Consider the following 21,772-nt stretch of genomic DNA (forward strand, 5'->3'; position numbering starts at 1 on the left):
AAAGAAAAATCCCCCATTTTTGAATTTTTCGAATCAATAGGCGGAATCTCTCCGGCTATTTAAGCTTTTTTTAATACAAATCACTAATTAAGCGGAATTTTTCCGCCTATTTATCAGCTCCGGTGCTTAACCTGACCCCCCAACCGATAAGTGCAGACCAGATCCCTTTGTCCTTTTTAGACCACTGCTCTTCTATTTTCTTACTCTTGGTGTAAATGGTTTCATCCAGAGTAAAATAAAAAAAATCATGCAGATGTACCCAAACAATGGATATAAATAAGATAGAAGCGTACCGTAATTCACTAGACTAATCAGATAAGAAACGGCAAAAATCAGGGTCACCGATAGCATTGTCGGTATGGACAAATATTGCTTTAACTGACGGTCCAGCCCAAAGACATTTCCAATCACAGAGGTGAAAATCTCTCCATATATTACGAGAACAAAGATCCAATAAAGAAAAGGTGCTAAATTTTTCATGACAATCGCCATCGGAATATTATATAGTTCTAAATTTGGGAGCATGATTAACGTAAAATGACCGGCAATTAATATTACAGTTAAAGCCGCCCCTCCAAGAAACCCTCCCCATTTAATCGTCCAATCATCCTTAACCTCTGTTGCGATCGGTACTAAAACAGCTTGGGCCAGGCCCAGATTCAATGCCACATAGGAAAATGGGGCAACGACACTTTTCCAGCCATCATCGGCAGGTGGAATAAATAATACTTGATTTAGGAAGTTAGGCATTTGTACAGAAAAGAACATTAAGATTATGCTAAAAGTAATCATTAACGGAACAACAAACGTATTAACAGCAAATAGACCTTTTGTACCTACAAGCATGACTAAATAGGATAAAAAAATAGTCAGGAAAACACCGACTGCTTTTGGCAGATTTAACTGTTCCTCAAAAACTGCCCCCGCTCCTGAAAGCATCACTGCACTGACACCCAAAAGCATAAAAATCATAAAGACATTAATGACACGACTTGGCCACTTACCGAATAAGTACTCATTAAACTCTTGATAAGATTTTGCCTCTATAAATGCAGCCATTCTCATTAATTTTGAGCCCAATGCAATAAAGAGATAACCGCTCATTAATATACTAATTAAACCAAAGAAACCAAACCGCGAAAAAAATTCAACGATTTCTTTTCCCGTGGCGAATCCGGCGCCTACTACTGTTCCTACATAGACCGCCGCAATCTGAAATGCTTGAGTCCAATCCCTCTTCACGCTTATCTCCTCCTTATCATCACTATATGATGTTATGGACAAACAAAGACGAGCTTTTTTCCTTAAATAGAAAGCATTACCATAAACAAACCACTTGAAAGTCAAAAAAGGTCAGAGTATACTAGCGTCATAAGGTCAAATATAGTCAAAGTCAAACTTAATTATTACTTTTTAAGGGGGTTATTCTCTTATGCTTTGTCAACAATGTAATGAAAACCATGCAAACATCCAATTTACCATGATTATTAACGGACAGCGTAAGGAAATCAAGTTCTGTCATGAATGCTTTACTAAAGAAAAGCAAGCTCTAGGTGCAGGCTTGGGTCCAAATATGAATTCCTTTCCAAGCCTTCCATTAGAAAACCTATTTATGAATAACCAATATATTGATAATGATTTTAGCAGTCAGCCTGCACAACAAACTCATAGAAAAACCGAAAAAGGCGGCTTTATTGACCAATTCGGTCGAAATTTAACTCAATTGGCGAAGGCTGGGTTGATCGATCCTGTCATTGGCCGCGATGGAGAAGTTAAACGTGTCATTGAAATATTAAACCGACGAAATAAGAATAATCCCGTGTTAATTGGTGAACCAGGGGTCGGGAAGACGGCCATTGCTGAAGGACTGGCACAAAAAATTGCTGAAGGGGAGGTTCCAGGTAAACTACGGGGTAAAGAAGTCTATTTGCTAGACGTCGCTTCTCTTGTGGCCAACACAGGGATCCGCGGCCAATTCGAAGAAAGAATGAAGCAAGTCATTTCCGAATTGCAGAAGCGAAAAAATATTATCCTTTTTATTGATGAAATTCACTTGCTTGTAGGTGCCGGCTCTGCTGAAGGATCTATGGATGCAGGAAACATCTTAAAACCTGCCCTAGCCCGAGGAGAACTACAGTTGGTTGGTGCAACTACATTAAAAGAATATCGCCAAATTGAAAAAGATTCTGCACTAGAACGGCGCTTCCAACCCGTCCTTGTATTGGAACCTACTACTGAAGCTGCGATTGATATCTTAAAAGGGATACAAAAAAAGTACGAAGATTACCATGAAGTCGTCTATTCCGATGAAGCAATCATTGCTTGTGTTCAATTATCTCAGCGTTATATTCAAGACCGCTTTTTACCTGATAAAGCAATCGACTTATTAGATGAAGCAGGTTCGAAATTAAACCTGATCTCGGATTATAGGAGCAATGAACAGATTGAAGTACGCCTGAAAGAAATTGCTGCGGAGAAGGAAGAAGCCCTTAAAAATGAACAGTATGAAAAGGCAGCATCCCTTCGCGATGAAGAAATAAACCTTGAGAAGTCTTTAAATTTAATTTCAGGAACCGAAAGACCCATTGTCGATGTAGCACTTATCCAAGAAATCATCGAACAAAAAACAGGGATTCCCGTTGGAAAACTGCAACAAGATGAACAGCAAAAAATGCAGACATTAGAAGAGGATCTTAGCCAAAAGGTCATCGGCCAGAAAAAGGCTGTAAAAAAGATAGCAAAAGCGATTAGACGCAGTCGTGCCGGCCTAAAATCAAAACACCGGCCAATCGGTACCTTCCTATTTGTCGGACCAACCGGCGTTGGGAAAACAGAGTTAACTAAAACACTTGCTGAAGAATTATTTGGTTCTAAGGATTCGATGATCCGCCTTGATATGAGTGAGTATATGGAAAAGCATAGTGTTTCCAAATTAATTGGCTCGCCTCCCGGCTACGTTGGGCATGAAGAAGCTGGCCAGTTGACCGAAAAAGTGCGGAGAAATCCATACAGTATCATTTTATTAGATGAAATCGAAAAGGCACATCCAGATGTACAGCATCTGTTCCTACAAATTCTTGAAGACGGCCGCCTCACAGACAGCCAAGGCAGGATTGTCAGCTTTAAGGACACCGTTATCATCATGACATCCAATGCGGGTGTAGGTCACAAAACAGCACATGTCGGCTTTGGTACCAATAATGCCCTCGAAGAGGCTAGTATCCTTGATTCTCTCGGCAGCTTCTTTAAGCCGGAATTCTTGAATCGATTCGATAATATTATTGAATTTAATTCTCTCGGCAAAGAACATATTCTCTCTATTGTTGACCTTATGATTAACGAGTTACAAGAGTCATTAACTGAGCAAAATATTGAATTAACGGTTAGCAATGAGGCCAAAGAAAAACTTGCAGAGCTTGGATACCATCCTGCATTCGGTGCACGGCCACTACGCCGTGTCATCCAAGAACAACTTGAAGATCAGATTGCTGATATTATTTTAGAAGAGCCTGCTGTGAAAAATCTAAACGTCGTAGTTGAAGACAATCAACTAACAGTTATCTCGAATCCAATAACTGTTAATTAACTTAAAAGCGAAGCCACATGGCTTCGCTTTTTTTAATTTTATAGATTTTTATCATCGACTGAGTTTAACCAACCATCAATAACACCCACAACTGACTCTACACACCCCACATCAAAAGGGGAGATTAAATTGGCTTCCTCAACAAGCTTTGTGAATGACATGCTGCCACCCAGCTTACAAAGCTTCACATAATCTTCCCAAGCTTCTTCTTGATTCTCTCTTGAGCGCTTCCAGAATTGGAAAGCACAAATTTGGGCCAGCGTATAATCAATATAGTAAAATGGTGAATTATAGATATGACCTTGGCGCTGCCAGAAGCCGCCATTCTCTAAATATTCATTACCATCGTAATCTTTATGCGGCAAATATTTTTTCTCAATCTCACGCCATTGAAGCTTTCTCTCTTTCGGGGTAGCTTCCGGATTTTCATAGACCCAATGCTGGAATTCATCAACTGAAACCCCATAGGGCAAAAATAATAACGCATCACTCAAATGAGAGAACTTATATTTATCAGTGTCTTCCTTAAAGAACAGGTCCATCCATGGCCAAGTAAAAAACTCCATACTCATCGAATGTATTTCACATGCTTCATAAGTGGGCCACGCATATTCAGGAATCTCAAAATGACGGCTTGAATACACTTGGAAGGCATGACCTGCCTCATGTGTAAGGACATCAATATCTCCGGATGTTCCGTTGAAATTAGAAAAAATGAAAGGAGCTTTGTAATTCTCTATAAAAGTACAGTAGCCTCCACCAGCCTTCCCCTTCTTGGCAACAAGATCCATCAAATGATTTTCTTGCATATATCGAAAAAATGCCCCAGTTTCTTCTGAAAGATCTTCATACATTTTTTGTCCATTTTCAATAATCCATTCCGGATTACCCTTTGGTGTGGCATTTCCTGTTTGGAAATTAAAGCTTTCGTCATAATACTTTAATTTATCCAATCCGATTCTTTCTTGTTGACGACCTTTTAATTTTGTTGCGAGCGGAACAATAAATTCCTTCACCTGATTTCGGAAATTAGCGACCATTTCTGCATTATAATCTGTTCTCATCATCCGGTAATAACCAAGTTCAACAAAGTTTTTAAACCCAAGTGATTTGGCAATTTCTGTCCTTACTTTCACCAAGTCATCATAAATCCGATCAAACTCTGCTTCATGTTCAACCATAAAACCAAATTTCGCTTCATTGGCCCGCTTTCTTATTTCTCTGTCAGTCGATTGGGCGAATGGTTCTAACTGTGCTAATGTTCTCTCTTCACCTTCAAATTCTATCTTCGCTGAAGCCATTAACTTGGTATATTCCGTTGATAGACGATTTTCCTTTTGAAGTAAGGGCACAATTTCAGGTTTAAAGGTTTTAAGTTGTCCTTCAGCAAGGGCAAAGAGCTGCTTTCCCCATTTTTCTTCTAATTCGGGTCTGAACTTTGAATTTACTAGGACTTGATAGTACTTTGTCACTAACCCTTCCACTTCAGGCTGGATTTCATCGATAAAATCTTGTTCATCTTTATAAAAATCATCATTCGTGTCAATAGAATGACGAATATACACAAGATTGAACATCGTACCTAAGTCATTTCTTAGCTTATTAATCTCATTCATTACGTTGCTTTGCTCTTCTACTGAATTAGCAGTTTTTAGGCTTTCAAGTGAAAAATAAAATTTTTCTGTTACTTCTTCTAGATTTGGTCGTATGTATGTATAGTTCTCAAATCCCATTGAGACGTCCCCCTTTTTAATTTTTCTAATTTTCCAATCTATTCTATTATATACTATCCCCTAACATACCTACCTAACAATAAAAAAAATACGACCTAATGGCCGTATTAGAACTTACCTGCAGGCAAACCTAATTTTTTCAACAAGTCTATTGCTTCCAGTTTTTCAGTTTCAGTCAGTGTTGACATGAGTTTATCAATTTGCTCGGCATGTTCAGGAAAAATATTCTGAATAAACTTTTTCCCGTCCTCCGTTATTTGTGCAAACGTAACCCTGCGGTCTTTCGGACAAGCTATCCTTTTTAACATCCCTTTTTGTTCAAGCTTGTCAACCACGTAAGTTATACTGCCACTTGCAAGTAAAATTTTCCCGCCAATTTGCTGCATTGGCTGATCACCTTTATGATAGAGGAGCTCCAGAACTGCAAATTCAGTTGGATTTAAACCACTTGACTGGATTACTTTATTTACATGTTCGTTAATTGCTTTATACGCTCTTGAAAGGACAATAAAAAGCTTTAATGAATTAGCAGTTGAATTATTTTCCATAAAAAACTCATCCTTTTAGGTTTAATTAATATTATTTACTAAGATTGCTATAATAAAAAAATATCTTGATTTCAAGATTATTATAAAAAATAATTGATGATTTGTCAAATCCACCTGAAAAATCATCAATATTTCATAAACATAGGAATCAAAGCATACTAGAAATTTTCAGAAAATAAATAATAAATCTTTCTTATTTTTATCGTTCGGTAGTAAGATATGGATAGAAAATAATTTAGTCATACGAAAAAGAAGGGATAATTATGAGTTCACAAGCTGTTTTACCTGCTAAAGCACCAAAAACTTCTGAAGCAACCATGTTTAAAATTCTTTTTATTATCGGATTGTGCCATTTATTGAATGATGCAATTCAAGCTGTAGTTCCAGCTATGTTCCCTATTTTAGAATCTTCAATGGGCTTAAGTTTCACACAACTTGGAATTATTGCTTTCTCATTAAATATGGTCTCATCAGTCATGCAGCCCGTAGTCGGCTATATAACTGATAAAAAACCAATGCCCTATGCCCTGCCGATAGGACTGACCTTCACGTTAATCGGTATTCTTGGATTAGGGTTTGCCTCAAGCTATGGCTTAATTGTCTTATCAGTCCTTTTCATCGGTCTTGGTTCAGCAATATTTCATCCTGAAGGTTCGCGGGTTGCCTATATGGCTGCAGGCAACCGGAGGGGACTTGCACAGTCGATCTATCAAGTAGGTGGTAACACCGGTCAAGCATTGGCTCCAGTGATTACCGCCTTAATATTGGTTCCATTGGGGCAGATTGGTGCATCCTGGTTCACCATTGTTGCAGCACTGGCAGTCATTTTACTTATTTATATTGCAAATTGGTATAATCATAGGTTGATAGCTTCTCCAAAAACACCCAAGAAAAAGAGTGTCAGCTTAGCTACTAAAGTACCGATATCTAAAGAAGTAAAAAATACCTTGGGGTTAATATTATTATTAATTTTTGCAAGGACATGGTATTCATCTGGGATTACCAATTTTTATACCTTTTATGCGATAAAGGAATATGCCCTTACGATTAAGCAGTCACAATTATTCCTGTTCGCTTTTTTAGTTTCCGGGGCTGTCGGTACATTTTTTGGAGGTCCACTTTCAGATCGCTTTGGAAAGAAAACAATCATTTCCTTTTCGATGTTAGCAACCATTCCATTCTCAATTTTTATTCCACATGTGCCACCAACGCTGGCGTTTATTTTCCTTATCTTGGCTGGGTTTATTTTAATGACTAGTTTTTCTGTAACGGTAGTATATGCACAAGAATTAGTCCCAGGGAAGATTGGAACGATGTCTGGTTTAACTGTAGGATTAGCGTTTGGAATGGGGGCCATTGGTTCTGTAGGACTTGGATATATTGCAGACTGGATTGGATTACCTTCGATGATTAGATGGCTTGGAGTTCTTCCTTTGTTAGGTCTAATCGCATTTCTTCTTCCAACAGACCAAAAGGTCAGAGAGTGGAATCAACAATCAAAATAAAGGATGGGCACGATGCCCATCCTTTATTTTGATTGTATTTTTTGATATAACTCCTCTTTTTCCTCATCTGTAAGCATTCTTTCTGCCATTGGGAACAAGACGTTTTCCTCTTTAGAAAAATGCTCAGTTAAGATAAAGTAAGCATTTTGAATGAGTTCTGCCGTTTTTTTCTTTTCTTCTGTGGACGCAAGACCACCCTCTGCCTTGGCAAGAAATGCTCCAATATTGGCTTTTGCCTGATCATGTTCATATTCCATAACAGCGATAGGCCCGGAAGTAGTCCCGATATATACACCCATCATTGGAAAAAGAACGCCTTCTTCTCTTTCAGAATGTGGATCTAAGGCAGCCTTAAATTCTTTTACTTTTATTATTAATGCATCAAGGTTTGTTTCTACATCTATTTCTTGATCAATTTTTTGTGTTATGTCATACAATCCCTCTAATTGTTCTAATAACGGAGGATGTTCACTTTTTAATTGCTTAAGTCCCTTACTTAATTCAGCTTGGGGCATACCACCAAGAGAACTCATACAGCCACTCATCAACAATCACCTCAATCTCATTCTATTGCTTCAAGTATAAAATCACCCATTAGTTAATGTAGTGACTTAGGTCACAATTATTTAAAATTATTAAACAGATGAAGAATTTTTGTCAGTTTCATGAAAACGCTATAATTATTTTTAAAATTTTAACATTTATCACACAAAAAAAGTTTAAATGTTTCATATAATAGAGATAGAACATATTAGGGAGGGAAAAAATATGAAAACCCCAAATTATCACGACTTTTATCAAAAGGCATTAATACCGATTGGTGTAAATGACCTTGTTTCCTTACAGGAATCCGAAGCATTCTACCCAAATTCTCCTTCGACACATTGGCTTATTGCCGTAGAAGGGGTTCAACTCCCACAGCAAAAAATATATTATCATTGGAAAGTAAGTATCTATGCTGCTGATTCTGAAGGAGATTTCAATTGGAAAAAACCATATTATTGTTCACCAAAAATGGAGTTAATCGATCAGGCAAACTCATTTGCAGCTTTACTAGTTAACGCCAGTAAAAACGATAATCTAGCTTCTGTTGCCCTAATAGAGAAAATAAGCTAACCCCTTAAAAATACACCTTCTGCTTCACCTTCTTTTTACCCTCACTTGTGAAATAACCTACATATAGTATTAATTAAGAAAACTACATAAATTAAAGGAGCTGTTTGCACAAATCGCAAACAGCTCCTTTTCTTCTAGATAAGTATAAGTTTTGAACTTAGATAACTGTCTAGCTACAGCGCCTAGGGGCTCGGGGTCATAAGCCAATCCGTCCTGAAGGTTAAAAAACAGCCTTCACGCCGGCTCGACTTATGCCTGTCGCCCCTGAGCAAGGCGCCTTCGCTTTTCTTATGCTAAACGGAAAACAATTCCGTGTCCGCCTTTTGGATATTCCCATTTAATATTCTGGTATGGGCAGCCAATCCGGCAGCTTCCGCATTCATGGCAGCCTTCGTAGCCTACCTGCATCCGAGTTCCTTCCCACTTATAAACCTCTGCAGGGCAAAATACTGTACAAATTTTATCGGGACATTTTGTCATGCAAACATCATGATCCAGTACGGTCAAATGAGATTTTGTATCACACTTAAAACGAAGAAGATACTGTTTTTCCTCGATATTTTTCGTTGACATTATTTCACCGCCTTCCAAGCTCGATAGATATCTTGCAGCACTCGAATGGTTCCTCGTTCAGAAGTCACACTTTTCATGATTTGTTTTTGTTTTTCACGTTTTGGTGTTCCATCAACAGTAAAGAATTTGCTCATCGCTTTATTCATCATTGGAACATATTCATTAAAGTATTGTGGATATTTCTCAAACGTGTGGGCAGCATCTTTATATTTCTCTAGATCCTTCATTATGAAACTACTATTAAGCGCTTCACGGTAGCTATTTAAGCTTGATTCACTAAAGTCCCCACTTTTATGCGCCTTGACTACAGCTTCAGCAGCCATCTTACCAGACGACATCGCCATGTTCGAACCTTCACGATGGATGGCATTAACTAGCTGGGCAGCATCACCGACGACAATCACTCCATTGCCAGCTACTTTAGGTACTGAACGGTAGCCGCCTTCAGGAATAAGATGGGCAAGATACTCCGCAGATTCCCCACCAGCTAGCATTGGCTTGACCATTGGGTGAGTTTTCAAGTAGTCTAACAGCTCATATGGCTTTATTTTTGCTTTGATCATACTTGATAGCGTTGTACCAACTCCGATATTCAAGCTTTCTTTATTCGTGTAAACAAAAGCAGTTCCAAGATTACCTTTTGTAGAATCACCAAAGATTTCAATTGTACAACCCTGGTTATCTTCCAAATTAAAACGGTCATTTATTTTTTCTTTTGGCAAATTAATAACTTCCATTACTGTCAAGGCTACTTCATCTGGCCGAAATTCTTTATGGAAGCCTAACTGCTTAGAAAGGAGTGAATTAACACCGTCAGCAAGTACCACAACATCAGCATATACCTCTCCATTTGGACGGTCAGTACGTATCCCGACAACCTTGCCATTTTCAACGATACATTCCGTTACTACCGTTTCATTGATAAGAAGTGCCCCAGCTTCAACTGCTTTTTTAGCAAACCATTGGTCAAACTGAGCCCGAAGGACTGTAAAGTTATTATATGGTTCCATTCCCCATTCAAGACCTTTATATCCGAATTGAACGACAGATTCTTTATCCATCATCCAAAAACGCTGTTCAATGACAGGTCTTTCAAGTGGAGCTTCCTTCCAAAACTCAGGAACTAATTCTTCCATTTGCTTGCGGTACAATACCCCGCCCATTACGTTTTTCGCTCCCGGGTATTCTCCTCGTTCAATTAGCAAGACGTTTAGTCCATTTTTTGCACAAGTAAGAGCACATGCGCTTCCGGCTGGACCTGCCCCCACAACAATCACATCAAATTTTTCAGACATAACTTATTTCACCGCCTTTTTCTGTTCTAAGCTGCTTAAATTGTTCGATTAATTTTGGTAAGATTTCCATTGCATCTCCAACAATTCCATAAGTAGCAACATCAAAAATTGGTGCATTTGGATCTTTATTAATTGCAATAATAAAATCCGAATTTTTCATGCCGACAACGTGTTGAATAGCTCCAGATAGGGCAACTGCAAAGTAAATTTTGGGTGTAACTGTTTCACCTGTTTGACCAATTTGAAGATGGTGTGGCAGCCAGCCTGCTTCAACCACGTCACGCGTACCACCCACCGTTGCTCCGATGGTTTCCGCAAATTCATAAAGAAGCTGGAAGTTTTGCAAATCCCCCATCCCTTTTCCTCCACATACGATTACATGTGCATCGGCCAAATTAGCCTTTTTTGTTACATCATTCACAATTTGGAGCACTTTTGTGCGCATATCTTCTTCTTGCAGTGATATATTCTCTTCGATGATCTTACCTTTTCTTCCAGACACAGGTTCTAATGCCTTCATAACCTTTGGCCTAACGGTAGCCATTTGCGGTCGATGTTTTTTACAAAGGATTGTCGCCATAATATTTCCGCCAAAAGCTGGTCTGCTTGCTTCTAGTAATCTGTTATCAATATCCACATCAAGCATTGTAGTATCTGCAGTTAGACCTGTATTTAAATCCGTTGCTACGGCGCTGGCTAAATCTTTACCGTTTGGTGTTGCACCGTAAAGGATAATCTCAGGTTTATATTTTTCAGCGAGCAACATTACGCCCCTCATATAGGATTCAGTCCGGTAATGTTTTAATACAGGATGGTCGACCATATATACGACATCTGCACCATAAGAAATAATTTTGTTAGCTAATGGTTTGATTTCATTTCCTAGTAAAAAGCCAGCTAAAGGAACTTGTAATTTATCCGCTAACTTCCTTCCAGCACCAAGTAACTCTAGAGAAACGCCTTCGATTTTACCATCGTTTTGTTCGATGAATACCCAGACTCCCCGATAATCGTCTAGATTCATGTAAATTCCCCCCCATGACAAAAGATTAATCCTTATTATTTAGCTGACTGAATTGTTAAAAGGTCCTTCTTCTCCATCAGCAGCTCCATCAACTGCTTAACCTGCTCATCAGTTGTACCATCTAGTCTTTTTCCACCTTCTGGACGTGGTGGTGTAAACATCTTTCCAACAATTGTTGGTGAACCTTTTAGTCCCATTTGTGACCGATCCACATTTTCAAAGTCACTTACTGCCCAAATAATGGGTTCGTAACGTGCCGCCTTAATCATGTTTGGCATTGGCGAATAATCGATATCATTAATTTCTTTTTCAACTGTTAATAAGCAAGGAAGATTGGATTGAATCAATTCATATCCATTGGTTAATTTCCGCTTAATTAGAACCGTATTTTCTTTCTGATTGACTTCAGACACTTCAATTACATTTGTTATTGGCGGGATATCCATTCTTCTTGCAATACCTGGTCCAACTTGTCCAGTATCACCATCGATCGCGTGCTTCCCGCAAATAATCATGTCTACTGGGTGCTCATTATTAATTTTTTCTAATGCTTTTGAAAGAGCATAACTAGTTGCCAGTGTATCTGCACCTGCAAAGGCACGGTCAGAAATTAAATATCCTCTATCGGCACCTATTTCTACACTCTTCCTAATAATTTCAGTCGCTTGCGGTGGTCCCATTGATAGGACAGAAATGGTTCCCCCTGTTATTTCCCTGATTTTTACGGCCTCCTGAACGGCATGAGCATCGTAAGGGTTCAAGATGGCTGGTGCACTGCGACGGTCGAGTGTGTTTGTTTTTGGATTAATTTTAATAATTTTTGTATCGGGTACTTGTTTGACACATACGACAATATGCATGTAGGACTTTCCCTCCTCCATATGATCTAAGATTATTGAAAGCGTTTGCTTCCTTATGGTTTAAAAATGCTTTTATTTACGATATATGAATCGCAACACAAGCATAGTACCAAACAATGATAGTTTTCTTTTTTTTCTTTCTCGAATTAACCTAAAACTATTGTTTATTAAACAATCCTTACACATCATCTTGTGCAGTAGCTAAGAAGTAGTTTTTAAAAAGTTGAAGTTATTACAGATTGTGGTAAGATATGTAGTTAATCGTGATGTAAATTAAAAAAGGATTACTAATATAACTATAAGAAATATTTAGATATTAACAATGATAAAAATCACAGCTAATGTCTAACTTTGTAGATATTTGACTCGCTTTAATTGGATAAGAAAGGAGATGTGTAATGACTGGAGTTTTTTGGGGCAGTGTACTTTCGGCGCTATCAACAGGGGCTGGGCACTAATTATTAACAATCCATTACACATCGATGGAAGGATGTTTTATTAGCTTTTAGTGCAGGAATTAGGGAATTCAATTTGATGAGAACGCGTTATTAATTATTTCTGCAATTACCCTTCACAACATTCCTGAGGGGCTGTCAGTTGGCGTAAGCTACGCATCTGAACAAGGGGATACCGGAAACTAATCGCCTTAGCGATAGGCTTTCAAAATGCGCTGGAAGGCCTTCTTGTCGCATTATTTTTAATCAATCAGCGAATTAGTAAACTGAAGGCCTTCATTATTTCAACTTTAACTGGAACCATTGAAATCATTACTTCCTTATTATGGTATTTTTTAACCACATATGTTCAGAGGCTTGTCCCTTATGGTCTATCTTTTGCGGCTGGTGCCATGTTATTTATTATTTATAAAGAATTAATTCCTGAAAGCTACGGAGATGGGAATGAGCGGGTATCCACCTATGCATTTATCTTGGGGATGCTTGTCATGGTGTACATAATAGATATTTTTTCATAACAAGGTACTTTCAAATTATTAGACTAAAATCTTAGGCCAAATCATGATCATTTGTTTAAAGGCAAATTTAATTTCTTCATTTGGCCTGGAGATATGCTCCATTACTTTTTGATACTTATTTATTAATTCATCCAGCTCCTGGCTGTACTGTATCGTCATCTCATTGGTAAATCCCTGTGTATTGGCACTATTTATCATTAATTCTCTTTTAAGCTTTATTTCCTCAATCATTTCCATTTGGGTAATACTATACTCGCACACAATTATCCTCCTACCTATTACTCTATTACTATAAACTATAAAAAATTAGACTACTTGATGAATTATGACAAGAATTTATATAAAAGTAAATACAATCGCAAAAGTAGACAAAACAATCTATTTCTTTCGTTTTTCGACAAAATCCTTAAACTTTTTCGTAGTAATCCGACAAAAAATGAAGACTTGTCAAAATAAATTCCGAAATTCCAAAACGAGGTGAAGAACTATGAAATTAAAAATTTCATGTATACAATTGGATATTGCTTTTGGTAACCCGCAAAAAAACTACCAAACTGTCGAAAGACTTTTTGATAAAACTTCCACTGAAAAACCCGATATTATTGTACTGCCTGAACTTTGGACGACAGGATATGACTTGACACGCCTTAATGAAATTGCGGACCTTAAAGCAGCACAAACGATAGAATTCTTGCAAAATGCAGCCCAAAAATATCAGGTACATTTAATTGGCGGCTCTGTTGCCAATCGTGTGGATAAAGGCGTAAAGAATACACTCCTCATCATCAATAAAGATGGCCGGCTTGTCCACCAGTACAGTAAACTACATCTATTTAAACTCATGGATGAGCATGTTTATTTAGAAGCCGGGTCCGAAAAGGGGCTTTTTCAGCTTGATAATTATCAGTTTGCTGGGGCAATCTGTTATGATATCCGCTTTCCAGAGTGGATCCGAGCTCATACTTCTGAAGGTGCAGAAGCTCTATTTGTTGTGGCGGAATGGCCAGCGCAGCGCCTGTCGCATTGGAGGGCACTATTGATTGCCAGAGCAATCGAGAATCAATGTTATGTTATCGGCTGTAATCGTTCCGGACAGGACCCTAATAACCAATTTGCCGGGCACTCCTTGATAATTGATCCGTGGGGTGAGGTTATAGCAGAAGCGGGCGAAAGTGAAGAAATCTTATCAGCTGAGATTGAGATGGACTTAGTCAAAGAAGTCCGGAAACAAATTCCTATCTTCGCAGATAGAAAACCTGAATTCTATAAATAATTAAACTTTCAACAATAATATTTTAGAAAAGCAATCCAAAACGGATTGCTTTTTCTAGTCTATTTTTGCCCACATTTCTTCTGGATTTAGTTCATAAATTCCATTTTCACGGAACATGTAGTGATTAATGATGAACTCTCTGCGAATCGTTGCATAATCTTCATGGAATTGTTTAATATACTCGTTTAGGTATTTTTCTTCATATTTTTCACCAATTTTTAACCCTTGGACTATGTGTTCAAACACGATTAATTTCTTCTTCCTTTGAGCAGGAATATTTTTTAGTTTCCCATTCTTCGTAAAAAAGTTCTCGATAATTTTTTGTCTCTCGATACTTTCTTCGACCATATCATCCAGTTCCTCTCCCCTTTTTTCTAACAGCTCTGTAAACACCTTAGCCTGCTGGTTTATCAACGATTCATTTAAGTAAAAGTAAATCGTATTCTTCACTCTTCTGTCATATACGACATGGATATCACGTAACTTCTTTAAATGATGAGTAATGGTCGGAGCGGATAAGCCAAGTTTTCCTGCTATCGCCTGCCCATGTAGAGGCCCTTTCGCTAATATTGCTACGATTCTAATCCGTGTCGGGTCACCCATTGTTTTATAAAACGCAACAATCCGATCTAGCTGAATCAAAGTTCTATCTCCTTTTCATCAGATTTTATATTCATCTAATTAGATATATATCAAATCTAATAAACCCTGTCAATATAAAACAAAAACACTTCCGATATGGAAGTGTTTTTGTTTTATTATAACATTGGATTTTCATTTTTCGCTTTGAGACGGCCCCATCTTTTCTCAACTTCTGCTTCGAATTCTTCTAACATTGGTTTGTTTTCTTCTTTTAGAAGGTGTTTTGTTTTACCCATATATTTTAACCATTCAGAAAGTGGAATACGTTTATTCTTTTCTTCAGGATTGTAAGTAATTGTTGTCACACCTTGTTCCACTTCATAAAGTGGGAAGAAGCAAGAATTTACTGCAGCTTCAATAATGGTGGCACCGAAACGGTCATCAGATTTCCAGTTAAGTGGGCATGTGATGAGAAGTTTCCCATAAACTGTTCCGACATTTTGGGCATACCATTGTGCTTTTGCGCCTTTTTTAACTAAGTCCTGCGGGAATGCTTCCGAACCGGTAAACACATAAGGAATATTCGTTGCTGCCATAATTTGGGCTGTATCCTTATGATGGAAAGCCTTTCCGCGCTGAGTCTTACCTACACCTGAAGTGCTAGTCATGTGACCCAGAGGTGTGGAATAAGACATTTGTGAACCAGTATTCATGTAGCCTTCATTATCATATTCAAGCATAATCAGTTTATGTCCACGAAGAGCAGTACCAATCGCTGAACCCATTCCGATGTCCATACCGCCATCTCCAGTAATCATAACAAAGGTAGCGTCATCTGAAACCTCAATTTCACCGCGGCGTTTTAATTCCATGAATGCTTCAACTGTACCTGAAAGCGTTGCGGCACCGTTTTGGAACAAATTGTGCATCATCGTTTGCTTATGTGATGTGCTTGGATAAGATGTTGTTGTGACATAAGCACAGCCTGTTTGGAATAGAGTAACAATGTCTCCCTCAATCCCTTTAAAGAATAACTCAAGACCAGCAAAAATTCCGCATCCCGGGCAAGCCCCGTGACCTGATGCAATTCGTTTAGGTTTACTAGTTAAGGCACGAAGCGGTGGGATTTTCACCTTTAATTTATTGGTTTCTTCATCCATTTTCACATCAATTAGACCTGTTTTATATACATCCCCATGCTGTGGTAAAATAACCGGCTTAAGGATTTTTTCAGGATTACCAGGAACATGACCATAGTAATCAAATGGCTTTTCTGCATAGCCTTTTTCCATTGTATCAATTGCCATATCAAAGAAAGCCTGGGCATCACTTGCATAGAAGTCTTTGCCGCCAAGACCGAATACACGACTTAGGACAATTGTTTGGTTGTCTTTGTCATCTTGAAGTGCGGATTTCACTTCATGTGTTAGGTTAGGGCCATTTGCTCCATAAGAATCTGCACGTTCCCCAACTAATAATGATTTTACATTTTTAAGGGCTTCGCGAATTTCTTTTGCTGGGAATGGACGGATAATATTTGGACTGATAACGCCCGCCTTAATTCCTTTTGCACGAAGTTGATCTACTACATCTTTGGCTGATTCAGCAGCAGAGTTTAATAGGAAAAGGGCTACTTCTGCATCTTCCATTTTATATAAATCTAGAACAGGATATTCTCTTCCAGAAAGCTTAGCATATTCCGCTGCTACCTCTTTAAAGACCTCACCAGCATTATACATTGCTTCTGATTGTTGGTAGTGATTGTTAAGGAAATCATCCCCACTCATATGTGCACCAATCGTGACTGGTTTTCTTAAATCCCTAACGAAGTTGTAATCTGTAGGACATTCACCAACAAATTGCTGGACAACACTGCGGTCCTTAAAGAATTCCACTCTGCGTTTTTGGTGGGATGTAAAGAAACCATCATAAGCAACAATAACTGGTAAGCGCACTTTTGAGTGTTCAGCAATTTTAAGTGCCATGATATTCAAATCATAAACAGCTTGTGGTGTTTTCGCTGTCAATATTACCCAGCCAGTATTTAATGCATAATAGAGGTCAGAATGATCTCCACGAATATCAAGTGGACCACTGACAGCACGAGTAACGAGATTCATAACCATTGGGAAACGAGTTCCAGATTGTACAGGCATTTGTTCAAGCATATATAAGAATCCATTTGCACTCGTTGCATTGATTACCCGTGCACCTGTTGCTGCAGCACCGTAACAAATACCTGCTGAACCGTGCTCGCCATCGGCAGGAATCAACTTAATATCATGCTCCCCGCGGGTTTTCATTTGATCTAAAAATTGTGCAACCTCAGTGGACGGTGTTATTGGGAAGTACCCCATAATATGATAATTGATTTGCGCGGCAGCCATAGCAGCCATTTCATTTCCTGATTCAAATGTAGAAACTTGTTCTGCAACACTTTTTGTTGTTAATTTATCTTCTAAAGTAGCCATTATTGGATTCCTCCTGCAATATAAGGAAAGTTATGCTTTACGCGTTTATCATCTGCATATCCGAGCAGTTCACGAAGATCATTAAGTGCGTCGGTTGGGCATGCTTCTACGCATTTTAGGCAGCCTTTACAGTATTGATAATCAATACCTTGAAGGAACATTTGTTTTCTGCCACGCTTATCTTCTCCTTCTTTCCAAACGAAGCAAAAGTCAGGACAAACATTGTCACAAGCTGCACAATGAATACATTTGTCTTGTTGGAACTCAGGAAGGAATCCTTGGCGTGAACCACTTAAATCTTTTAAAATGCTATTTGCTTGAGAAACCATGACTCCACCGATTTCTTGCGTCATGTAGCCAAGCTGTGGTTGTGGGCGTGTGAAGGCTTTCCCTTCCGCCCCTGCTGTCACTTCATATGTTTTAAATTGAACCTCATTATACCCGCGGTCAAAAGTACGGATATTCGGTTCAACAAGGTGTGGGTATTTTTTTGTAAATGTTTTCCGAATCACATCTCTCATTGATTCAGGGTCTAAAAAGTCACATAAACGATATAATGCACCAAGCATTGCCGTATTTACTTTGGTTTTTTCCTCTACGGCAATTGATAAGGCATCAACAATCGCAAGTGTTCCGTATTCTAATTGTAAATCTGTTTTAACTTCATCAAAATCCCTAGCTGTATTTACCAAAACGATACTATCAGCATTTAAGCCGCTGACAACATCAACAGTTCTATATAATGCTTCATGAAAAACACCAACAATATGTGGTTGTTCAATTGGACTATGATCTCTAATTTCTACATCTGGTTCACAAAAGCGGATGAAGCTCTTTACTGGAGACCCCTTTTTTTCAGACCCATAAGATGAAAAGTTAGAGCCTTTCAAACCAAGACTAAAAACTCCAGCCTCTGCTAACATTTTTCCAGCTAGGTTAGCTCCTAGCCCCCCAATTGATTCAAGACGGATTTCAAAAAATCCTAGTTCATTTTTTTTCGGTAAAATAGACATAATGTCCCTCCCTAAATTCGTTCAATAAAATACCACGAAATAGACATAAAAACTTAGCTTCTTCACAACAACTATTGTAAGACAGCTATTTTTATTTCGCTGTGATAAATGTTAAACATCATGATATTTATTTTGATACACAAAAATAGATTTTCGAATAATTGTTGCCATATATGATTTTAAAGGGCTTTCATAATTATATAACAGGGTAATCTATGTTGTATAACAGACAAAAATAGCCTGCATCCAATTTAGGATACAGACCATTTTATATTATTTATAAATCGTTAATAACAATATACGACGCTTTAACTGGTCCATGGACTCCAACGACTAGATTCAATTCTATATCCGCAGAGTTACTTGGTCCGGTAATAAAGTTGATGCACGAAGCAACATGACCCGTCTTCTTGTGAATCTCCCGCATCTTTTGAGCCGCTTGGGTGATTCGTGGGACTAATGTGCTCTTTGGTATAAGGGCAATATAGGTCGCAGGTAAAAAGCTGACCGTTCTCCCTTTATTCTCATCGCTATACAAAACAACTGTTCCCGATTCAGCAAGTGTCACTTCACTTATTGTAATCCCTATATTCGCCTTCTCCGCTTTTGCGATATTCTCTTTCCCTTTCAGGTGATCCCATTCGTAAACCTCGATCTTCTGAGCAAGCCATTCCTTATTTAAGAGTGGGTCTAATCCCCACTGCGAAAAGCGCTCATCCTTCCAGGTTACAATTGGACCTCCACCATAGCCTGAAACCACTTTGTTAAGAGTAGTTGCTAAGTCTTTTTTGTCAGTTACGTAGATATTTGTATGGATCTTCTTACATTGCTCCATTAATACCTCTAGTAATTCGTCCTGAGTAGCATCTTTGAGCACCTCATATTGGGGCTGGAATTTCCAGGTCGGCCTCTCCACCGAAGAGGAAATTCTCGGGCGTTCCAGACGACTGGCAATTTGATTTAAAAATTTATCTCGATTTTGAATCATCCCTGCCATGATTATTTGCCTCCTTTTTCACGGTTTTTAAACCAATCTCTGAAACGTTCCTTATTTGGTGCCGGAAAATCACGAATATCTGTCCATGCTTTTAACGGACCTGGTCCTTTGGTGATCTTCTCTCCAACAGTAAATGGATTCATTGCAGCAGGTGCCATTTTAGACCCAAGCTTATACATAAGTGGTGATGCTGCCCCTAAACCAAATGCTTTCATTAATAATTTTTCGGATATTGGTGCTTTCCCCTCTTTTTCAACTATGACTTCACGGTGTTTATGAAGAAGGTTATGTAACGGTATTTTTACCGGACATACTTCTGTACAAGCACCACAAAGAGTTGATGCGTAAGGCAGTTCTTTAAATTCATCATATCCCCCTAATAATGGAGACAGGACTGCACCAATTGGACCTGAATAGATAGAGCCGTATGAATGTCCGCCGACATGACGATAAACTGGGCATACATTTATACATGCTGCACAACGAATACATTGAAGGACCGACTGGAACTCGCCGCCAAGAATTTTGGATCTACCATTATCAACAATGACAAGGTGGAATTCCTCTGGACCATCAACATCCAGTGCCTCTTTTGGCCCTGTTAACACTGTAATATAACTAGTTAGTTTCTGCCCGACCGCACTTCTAGTTAATAAACTAACTAGGACCTCCATCTCTTCAAAGGTAGGGACAAGTCTTTCCATCCCCATAACAGTAATTTGTGTTTTAGGTAATGCAGTCACTAGGTCAGCATTTCCTTCGTTTGTCACTAAACTGAAAGATCCGGTCTCTGCGACGGCAAAGTTACAGCCTGTTATCCCGATATCCGCTGATAGGTATTCCTTTCGCAGCATTTGACGAGCATGCCAGGCCAATTCTTCAGGTTTTGATGTTTTTGTATAACCTAGCTTCTCTGTAAATACCTCACGAATTTGCTCCTTATTTTTATGTAAAGCTGGTACAACAATATGAGAAGGCGGATCGTTATCATCAATTTGTAGAATGTATTCGCCTAAATCGGTCTCAATTACCTCACAGCCTTCTTGCTCCAACATTGCATTTAAGCTGATTTCTTCGGTTACCATCGATTTTGATTTAACAATTTTCTTTGCTTCCTTCTTTTTTACAACCCCACGAATATACTCATTCGCCTCTTCCTTGGTCTGAGCAAAAAATACATTTCCGCCGCGTTTGGCAACATTCTCACTTAATTGCTCCAAGTAATAATCCAAGTTTTCTAGTACATGCTGACGGATTTCTTCCCCATGCGAACGCCATTCTTCCCAATTGCCTAATTCCTCAGTTGCAACTCGTCTTTTTACGCCCATACCGTCCTGTGCTCCTGCAACGGCGCCACGCATGAAGTCATCATGAATCCCCTTATCAACACGTTCTTTAAATTGATCCGTGCTAATCTTCATTGACATACAATCATTCCCCCACTCCCTGAATTTACTAAACTAGAAAAATAATCATCGGCTATTTAGTACTTCAGCAATATGCATCACTTTGATTGGCTTTCCTACTCGATCAATCCGTCCGCCGATATTCATTAAGCATGCCACATCAGCACCAATAAGGTACTCTGCGCCTGTTTCTTCTACATGGCGAACTTTTTCATCGACCATTTGCTCAGAAATTTGAGCCATTTTTACAGCAAAGGTCCCCCCAAATCCACAGCATTGTTCCTTCCCGGGTAATTCTGTGAATTTAAGACCCTTTACATTGCTCAAGAGAATCATCGGAGCTTTTTTAACACCTAATAACCTCGTCATATGACAAGAAGTATGGTAGGTTACACTACCTTCAAAACGGGCACCAACATCCTCAATTTTCAAAACATCAACAATAAATTGGGTTAGTTCAAAGGATTTTTCTGCCAACCTTTTTGCCTTAGGTTCCCAAACAGGGTCACCCTTAAATATGTGTTGGTATTCGTGAAACATCGTTATACAAGAGCCTGATGGCGAGACTATGTACTCCGCATCTATAAATGTATTAATCATACGTTTCATCGCTTCTTTTGTTTCTTTTACATAACCACTATTGTATGATGGCTGACCACAACACACTTGGGATTCAGGAAAATCTATTTCACATCCAAGTCTTTCAAGCAATTCAACCGTTGCTTTTCCTACATTACTTTGAAACATATCTACAATACAGGTTGCAAAAAGTGTTACCTTCATGTCTGTTTTCCTCTCCTAAATATCAAATTTCCAT

The 21,772-nt window shown here is 38.6% G+C and carries 19 protein-coding genes and 1 pseudogene; 5 read left to right on the forward strand and 15 right to left on the reverse strand.

Translation table 11 applies throughout. The annotated features are described in order from the left end of the window. Positions 1-192 precede the first annotated feature (192 nt). Entirely contained in the window at positions 193-1,242 is a 1,050-nt protein-coding gene (locus BDR01S_RS03860; RefSeq protein WP_066252402.1) for a YkvI family membrane protein, read from the reverse strand. Positions 1,243-1,432: 190 nt separating this feature from the next. Between BDR01S_RS03860 and BDR01S_RS03865 the strand changes: the two genes are divergently transcribed. Next, positions 1,433-3,586 carry an ATP-dependent Clp protease ATP-binding subunit gene (locus tag BDR01S_RS03865; RefSeq protein ID WP_066252400.1) on the forward strand — a complete coding sequence of 718 codons (2,154 nt, stop codon included), beginning with the start codon at positions 1,433-1,435 and terminating at the stop codon, positions 3,584-3,586. 38 nt (positions 3,587-3,624) lie between these two features. Here the strand turns inward: BDR01S_RS03865 and BDR01S_RS03870 are convergent, their stop codons facing one another. Further along, positions 3,625-5,319 (reverse strand): M3 family oligoendopeptidase, encoded by a 1,695-nt coding sequence (locus BDR01S_RS03870; RefSeq protein WP_066252399.1) that lies wholly within the window; start codon positions 5,317-5,319, stop codon positions 3,625-3,627. A 107-nt stretch (positions 5,320-5,426) separates the two neighbouring features. Next, the gene (locus BDR01S_RS03875) at positions 5,427-5,867 is read right to left on the reverse strand and encodes a MarR family winged helix-turn-helix transcriptional regulator (RefSeq protein WP_066252397.1); all 441 of its coding nucleotides are present in this window, start codon (positions 5,865-5,867) and stop codon (positions 5,427-5,429) included. A gap of 263 nt (positions 5,868-6,130) precedes the next feature. Here BDR01S_RS03875 and BDR01S_RS03880 point away from each other — a divergent pair, with 263 nt between their 5' ends. Further along, positions 6,131-7,372 (forward strand): MFS transporter, encoded by a 1,242-nt coding sequence (locus BDR01S_RS03880; RefSeq protein ID WP_066252395.1) that lies wholly within the window; start codon positions 6,131-6,133, stop codon positions 7,370-7,372. A gap of 23 nt (positions 7,373-7,395) precedes the next feature. Here the strand turns inward: BDR01S_RS03880 and BDR01S_RS03885 are convergent, their stop codons facing one another. Next, the gene (locus BDR01S_RS03885) at positions 7,396-7,917 is read right to left on the reverse strand and encodes a hemerythrin domain-containing protein (RefSeq protein ID WP_082797297.1); all 522 of its coding nucleotides are present in this window, start codon (positions 7,915-7,917) and stop codon (positions 7,396-7,398) included. Positions 7,918-8,140: 223 nt separating this feature from the next. Here BDR01S_RS03885 and BDR01S_RS03890 point away from each other — a divergent pair, with 223 nt between their 5' ends. Next, complete coding sequence (locus BDR01S_RS03890; RefSeq protein ID WP_066252393.1) at positions 8,141-8,488, forward strand: hypothetical protein; 348 nt, start codon at positions 8,141-8,143, stop codon at positions 8,486-8,488. Positions 8,489-8,776: 288 nt separating this feature from the next. On the opposite strand, the gene BDR01S_RS03895 is transcribed toward BDR01S_RS03890, so the two are convergent. Genes BDR01S_RS03895 through BDR01S_RS03910 form a run of 4 tightly spaced genes read right to left on the reverse strand, consistent with a single transcriptional unit; the run spans position 8,777 to position 12,240 of the window. Continuing rightward, entirely contained in the window at positions 8,777-9,061 is a 285-nt protein-coding gene (locus tag BDR01S_RS03895) for a ferredoxin family protein (protein WP_066252392.1), read from the reverse strand. Then, on the reverse strand, positions 9,061-10,356 hold the full coding sequence (locus BDR01S_RS03900) for an FAD-dependent oxidoreductase (protein WP_066252390.1): 1,296 nt from the start codon (positions 10,354-10,356) through the stop codon (positions 9,061-9,063). Before BDR01S_RS03900 ends, BDR01S_RS03895 begins: the two co-directional genes overlap by 1 nt. Further along, entirely contained in the window at positions 10,349-11,380 is a 1,032-nt protein-coding gene (locus tag BDR01S_RS03905; RefSeq protein WP_066252388.1) for an electron transfer flavoprotein subunit alpha/FixB family protein, read from the reverse strand. The genes BDR01S_RS03900 and BDR01S_RS03905 overlap by 8 nt, the downstream gene beginning before the upstream one ends. Positions 11,381-11,415: 35 nt before the next feature. Further along, positions 11,416-12,240 carry an electron transfer flavoprotein subunit beta/FixA family protein gene (locus BDR01S_RS03910; protein ID WP_066252387.1) on the reverse strand — a complete coding sequence of 275 codons (825 nt, stop codon included), beginning with the start codon at positions 12,238-12,240 and terminating at the stop codon, positions 11,416-11,418. Between the two features lie 398 nt (positions 12,241-12,638). Between BDR01S_RS03910 and BDR01S_RS24730 the strand changes: the two are divergent. Beyond that, a pseudogene (locus BDR01S_RS24730) lies at positions 12,639-13,213 on the forward strand (ZIP family metal transporter). A gap of 18 nt (positions 13,214-13,231) precedes the next feature. Here BDR01S_RS24730 and BDR01S_RS03915 read toward each other — a convergent pair. Continuing rightward, positions 13,232-13,474 carry an aspartyl-phosphate phosphatase Spo0E family protein gene (locus BDR01S_RS03915; RefSeq protein WP_066363014.1) on the reverse strand — a complete coding sequence of 81 codons (243 nt, stop codon included), beginning with the start codon at positions 13,472-13,474 and terminating at the stop codon, positions 13,232-13,234. A gap of 226 nt (positions 13,475-13,700) precedes the next feature. Here BDR01S_RS03915 and BDR01S_RS03920 point away from each other — a divergent pair, with 226 nt between their 5' ends. Beyond that, positions 13,701-14,486 carry a carbon-nitrogen family hydrolase gene (locus BDR01S_RS03920; RefSeq protein WP_066252385.1) on the forward strand — a complete coding sequence of 262 codons (786 nt, stop codon included), beginning with the start codon at positions 13,701-13,703 and terminating at the stop codon, positions 14,484-14,486. Positions 14,487-14,540: 54 nt separating this feature from the next. On the opposite strand, the gene BDR01S_RS03925 is transcribed toward BDR01S_RS03920, so the two are convergent. The 6 genes from BDR01S_RS03925 to BDR01S_RS03950 all read right to left on the reverse strand — a co-directional run bounded on the left by BDR01S_RS03925 (position 14,541) and on the right by BDR01S_RS03950 (position 21,738). Next, on the reverse strand, positions 14,541-15,125 hold the full coding sequence (locus BDR01S_RS03925; protein ID WP_066259840.1) for a DUF2087 domain-containing protein: 585 nt from the start codon (positions 15,123-15,125) through the stop codon (positions 14,541-14,543). A 119-nt stretch (positions 15,126-15,244) separates the two neighbouring features. After that, a complete protein-coding gene (locus BDR01S_RS03930) occupies positions 15,245-17,539 on the reverse strand; it encodes a thiamine pyrophosphate-dependent enzyme (protein WP_066252383.1) in 2,295 nt (764 codons plus the stop codon). Continuing rightward, positions 17,539-18,552 (reverse strand): 2-oxoacid:acceptor oxidoreductase family protein, encoded by a 1,014-nt coding sequence (locus BDR01S_RS03935; RefSeq protein ID WP_066252382.1) that lies wholly within the window; start codon positions 18,550-18,552, stop codon positions 17,539-17,541. Before BDR01S_RS03935 ends, BDR01S_RS03930 begins: the two co-directional genes overlap by 1 nt. Positions 18,553-18,829: 277 nt before the next feature. Continuing rightward, complete coding sequence (locus tag BDR01S_RS03940; protein WP_066252380.1) at positions 18,830-19,549, reverse strand: LutC/YkgG family protein; 720 nt, start codon at positions 19,547-19,549, stop codon at positions 18,830-18,832. 2 nt (positions 19,550-19,551) lie between these two features. Beyond that, entirely contained in the window at positions 19,552-20,976 is a 1,425-nt protein-coding gene (locus BDR01S_RS03945) for a LutB/LldF family L-lactate oxidation iron-sulfur protein (protein WP_066252378.1), read from the reverse strand. 45 nt (positions 20,977-21,021) lie between these two features. After that, a complete protein-coding gene (locus tag BDR01S_RS03950; protein ID WP_066252376.1) occupies positions 21,022-21,738 on the reverse strand; it encodes a (Fe-S)-binding protein in 717 nt (238 codons plus the stop codon). Between the last annotated feature and the right edge of the window lie 34 nt (positions 21,739-21,772).

It is taken from the genome of Neobacillus drentensis NBRC 102427 (assembly GCF_001591445.1).
In the GTDB taxonomy this organism is placed as follows: Bacteria; Bacillota; Bacilli; order Bacillales; family Cytobacillaceae; genus Neobacillus; species Neobacillus drentensis.

What these genes read in the sequence shown, in the direction of transcription:
- BDR01S_RS03875 (WP_066252397.1), bottom strand. Translation starts at nt 5,867, where the DNA reads ATGGAAAATAATTCAACTGCTAATTCATTAAAGCTTTTTATTGTCCTT.
- BDR01S_RS03920 (WP_066252385.1), top strand. Translation starts at nt 13,701, where the DNA reads ATGAAATTAAAAATTTCATGTATACAATTGGATATTGCTTTTGGTAAC.
- BDR01S_RS03885 (WP_082797297.1), bottom strand. Translation starts at nt 7,917, where the DNA reads ATGAGTGGCTGTATGAGTTCTCTTGGTGGTATGCCCCAAGCTGAATTA.
- BDR01S_RS03865 (WP_066252400.1), top strand. Translation starts at nt 1,433, where the DNA reads ATGCTTTGTCAACAATGTAATGAAAACCATGCAAACATCCAATTTACC.
- BDR01S_RS03890 (WP_066252393.1), top strand. Translation starts at nt 8,141, where the DNA reads ATGAAAACCCCAAATTATCACGACTTTTATCAAAAGGCATTAATACCG.
- BDR01S_RS03900 (WP_066252390.1), bottom strand. Translation starts at nt 10,356, where the DNA reads ATGTCTGAAAAATTTGATGTGATTGTTGTGGGGGCAGGTCCAGCCGGA.
- BDR01S_RS03895 (WP_066252392.1), bottom strand. Translation starts at nt 9,061, where the DNA reads ATGTCAACGAAAAATATCGAGGAAAAACAGTATCTTCTTCGTTTTAAG.
- BDR01S_RS03945 (WP_066252378.1), bottom strand. Translation starts at nt 20,976, where the DNA reads ATGTCAATGAAGATTAGCACGGATCAATTTAAAGAACGTGTTGATAAG.
- BDR01S_RS03910 (WP_066252387.1), bottom strand. Translation starts at nt 12,240, where the DNA reads ATGCATATTGTCGTATGTGTCAAACAAGTACCCGATACAAAAATTATT.
- BDR01S_RS03905 (WP_066252388.1), bottom strand. Translation starts at nt 11,380, where the DNA reads ATGAATCTAGACGATTATCGGGGAGTCTGGGTATTCATCGAACAAAAC.
- BDR01S_RS03870 (WP_066252399.1), bottom strand. Translation starts at nt 5,319, where the DNA reads ATGGGATTTGAGAACTATACATACATACGACCAAATCTAGAAGAAGTA.
- BDR01S_RS03880 (WP_066252395.1), top strand. Translation starts at nt 6,131, where the DNA reads ATGAGTTCACAAGCTGTTTTACCTGCTAAAGCACCAAAAACTTCTGAA.
- BDR01S_RS03940 (WP_066252380.1), bottom strand. Translation starts at nt 19,549, where the DNA reads ATGGCAGGGATGATTCAAAATCGAGATAAATTTTTAAATCAAATTGCC.
- BDR01S_RS03950 (WP_066252376.1), bottom strand. Translation starts at nt 21,738, where the DNA reads ATGAAGGTAACACTTTTTGCAACCTGTATTGTAGATATGTTTCAAAGT.
- BDR01S_RS03930 (WP_066252383.1), bottom strand. Translation starts at nt 17,539, where the DNA reads ATGGCTACTTTAGAAGATAAATTAACAACAAAAAGTGTTGCAGAACAA.
- BDR01S_RS03935 (WP_066252382.1), bottom strand. Translation starts at nt 18,552, where the DNA reads ATGTCTATTTTACCGAAAAAAAATGAACTAGGATTTTTTGAAATCCGT.